At 72.3% G+C, this 2,813-nt stretch carries 1 protein-coding gene and 1 pseudogene; both read left to right on the top strand.

Annotated elements, in window-relative coordinates; all coding sequences use genetic code 11:
* A pseudogene (locus A5714_RS25800) lies at positions 1-179 on the top strand (long-chain fatty acid--CoA ligase); the annotation flags it as partial.
* Positions 176-2,813: biotin carboxylase N-terminal domain-containing protein (locus A5714_RS01845; protein ID WP_068282162.1), on the top strand; the 2,638-nt coding region annotated here is incomplete at its 3' end. The pseudogene A5714_RS25800 and the gene A5714_RS01845, both read left to right, overlap by 4 nt.

Genomic DNA, 2,813 nt, shown 5'->3' with positions numbered 1-2,813 from the left:
GCGGCGGCGCGCCGATCGACGTGCCCGCGGTGCTCGAACACTGCCGCGGACAGCTCGCCGATTACAAAGTGCCGCAATATGTTTGCCTGGCCGACGCCGCACTGCCGCGCAACGCCGGCGGCAAGGTGCTCAAGGCGGCGCTGCGCGCGCAGGTGCGCTGGGGCGAGCCGCTGCGATGAGCCCCACCGTGCTGGTCGCCAACCGCGGCGAGATTGCGCTGCGGATCATCCGGACCGCGACTGAACTCGGGATGCACACGGTGGCCGTCTACGCCGAGGACGACGCGGCGAGCCCGCACGTGCACGCGGCCGACGAGGCGATCGGGCTGGCCGGCCCCGGCGCATACCTGGACCACAGCGCGGTCCTCGGCGCCGCCACGTCCTGCCGCGCCGACTTCATCCATCCCGGTTACGGATTCCTCAGCGAGAACGCAAGATTCGCATCGGCCTGCGCCGCCGCGGGCCACACGTTCGTCGGACCGGACGCGCGGGTGCTCGACGTCTTCGGCAACAAGACCACCGCGCGCCGGGCCGCGGCCGCGGCCGGCGTCCCCACGCTGCCCGCCACGGACGGGCCCAGCAGTGTCGCCGACATCAAGGAGTTCCTCGTCGCCCGGCCCGGCGCCATCATGATCAAGGCGCTCGCCGGAGGAGGCGGCCGGGGAATGCGCCGGGTCGACGACGTCGGCGAGGTCGACGACGCCTACCGCCTGTGCGCCGCGGAGGCCGAGACGGGCTTCGGGGACTCGGCGCTGTTCGCCGAGGCGCTGCTCGACGACGCGCGGCACATCGAGGTGCAGATCGTGGCGGCCCCTGCCGGCCATCAGACCCACGCGCTGGCGCTGGGTGACCGCGATTGCAGCGTGCAGCGCCGCTATCAGAAGCTGGTCGAAATCGCCCCGGCACAAGGCCTCTCGGATGACGTGCGGCGCGCGCTGCATCAAGCGGCGGCCCGGCTGTGTGCGCGGGTGGGTCTGCACGGCCTCGCCACGGTCGAATTCCTGGTCACGGGCGACGCATTCGTGTTCCTCGAAGTCAATCCGCGCATCCAGGTCGAGCACACGGTCACCGAGGAGACCACCGGCTTCGACCTGGTCGCCGTCCAGCTGGCGATCGCCAAGGGCACCTCCTACTACCGGCTCGGCTTGCCCGCCGGCATCGCCTCCGACGGCACCGAGGTCCTGGGCGAGCCGGCCGCGCAGCGCGGCATCGCCGTGCAGGCCAGGGTCAACGCGGAAACCCTGCGCCCCGACTTCACGGTGGCGCCCGCCGCGGGCACCATCACGGCGTTCGCCCCGCCGGCCGGCCCCGGCGTGCGCGTCGACACCTACGGCAAGGCGGGTCTGGCGATCAGCCCCCGCTACGACTCGTTACTGGCCAAGGTGATCACCCACGTGCGGCAGCCGTCGTGGCCGGCGGCCCTGCGCAAGGCGCGCACCGCGCTGACCGAGTTCGAGATCGAGGGCGTTGCCACCAACATCGCAATGCTGCGCGCGCTGCTGGCCGACGCGCGGCTCGAAGCCGGTTGGGTCACCACGGGTTTCCTCGAAGACACACTCCCGGAGCTCGCGACGGCGGCGCTCTCGCAGCGGCACGATCCGCCCGCCGCGACGGTCGATCTCTACCCGGGTGAACGCGTGCTGCGGGCGCAACTCGCGGGCACCGTGGTGGAGGTGGTGCCCGAAGGCCTCGACTGCCCGGCCGGCGGGCAGCTGGTGGTGCTCGAGGCGATGAAGATGCAGCACGTCCTCACCGCGCCCGAGGCGTTGCGCACCGCACGTAACCTGGTGGCCGCCGGGCAGGTCGTCGGCACCGGTGACCCGCTGCTCGTCTTCACCCCCGCGCAGACCGGCGGTCATGATGAATCGGCAACCGCCTCAGCGGATCTCGACCGCCCGCGCGCGGACCTCGACGAGGTGGCGCACCGCCACCTGCTCACCCTCGACCAGGGCCGCCCGGCCGCCGTCGCGAAGCGGCACGAGCGGGGCCGTCGCACCGCGCGGGAGAACATCGACGACCTCGTCGACCCCGGAAGCTTCGTCGAGTACGGCGCGTTGGCGATCGCGGCCCAGCGCAGCCGCCGCAGCGAAGACGACCTGATCGCCAACACCCCGGCCGACGGGCTGGTCGCGGGTGTCGCGACGATCGGCGCTGAGCGGTTCGGGCGGGACGCCTCCCGTGCCGTGGTCGTGTCGTACGACTACACGGTGCTGGCGGGCACGCAGGGCATGCGCAACCACGCCAAAACCGACCGAGTCTTCGACCTGGCGGCCCGCGAGCGGTGCTCGGTGGTGCTCTTCGCCGAGGGCGGTGGGGGCCGCCCGGGCGACACCGACGCCGGTGGCGCCGCCGGCCTGGACGTCCCGACCTTCCGCATGCTCGCCGGTCTGCGTGGCCGGGTGCCGCTGGTGTCCGTCGTCTCCGGCCGGTGCTTCGCCGGTAACGCCGCTCTGGCCGGTGTCTGCGACGTCATCATCGCGACTCCGGACGCCAACATCGGCATGGGTGGGCCGGCGATGATCGAGGGCGGCGGGCTGGGCGTTTACCCACCGGAGGCGATCGGGCCGATCGCCGTGCAGCGCCGCAACGGCGTGGTCGGCCTCGTCGCCCGCGACGAAAGCCACGCGGTGGCGCTGGCCAAGCAGTACCTGTCGTACTTCCAGGGCAGTTTGGACGAGTGGGAGACGCCGGACCCGCGGTTGGCGCGAAACGTTGTGCCGGAGAACAGATTACGCGCCTACGACGTGCACCGCGCGATCGAGTCGATCGTCGACGTCGGTTCCGCGCTGGTGCTGCGGGCGGACTACGGCGTCG

The organism is Mycobacterium sp. E2462 (assembly GCF_001672685.1).
Lineage (GTDB): Bacteria > Actinomycetota > Actinomycetes > Mycobacteriales > Mycobacteriaceae > Mycobacterium.
The sequence above is the reverse complement of the archived record's forward strand: the minus strand, read 5'-3'. Positions and strand labels throughout refer to the sequence as shown.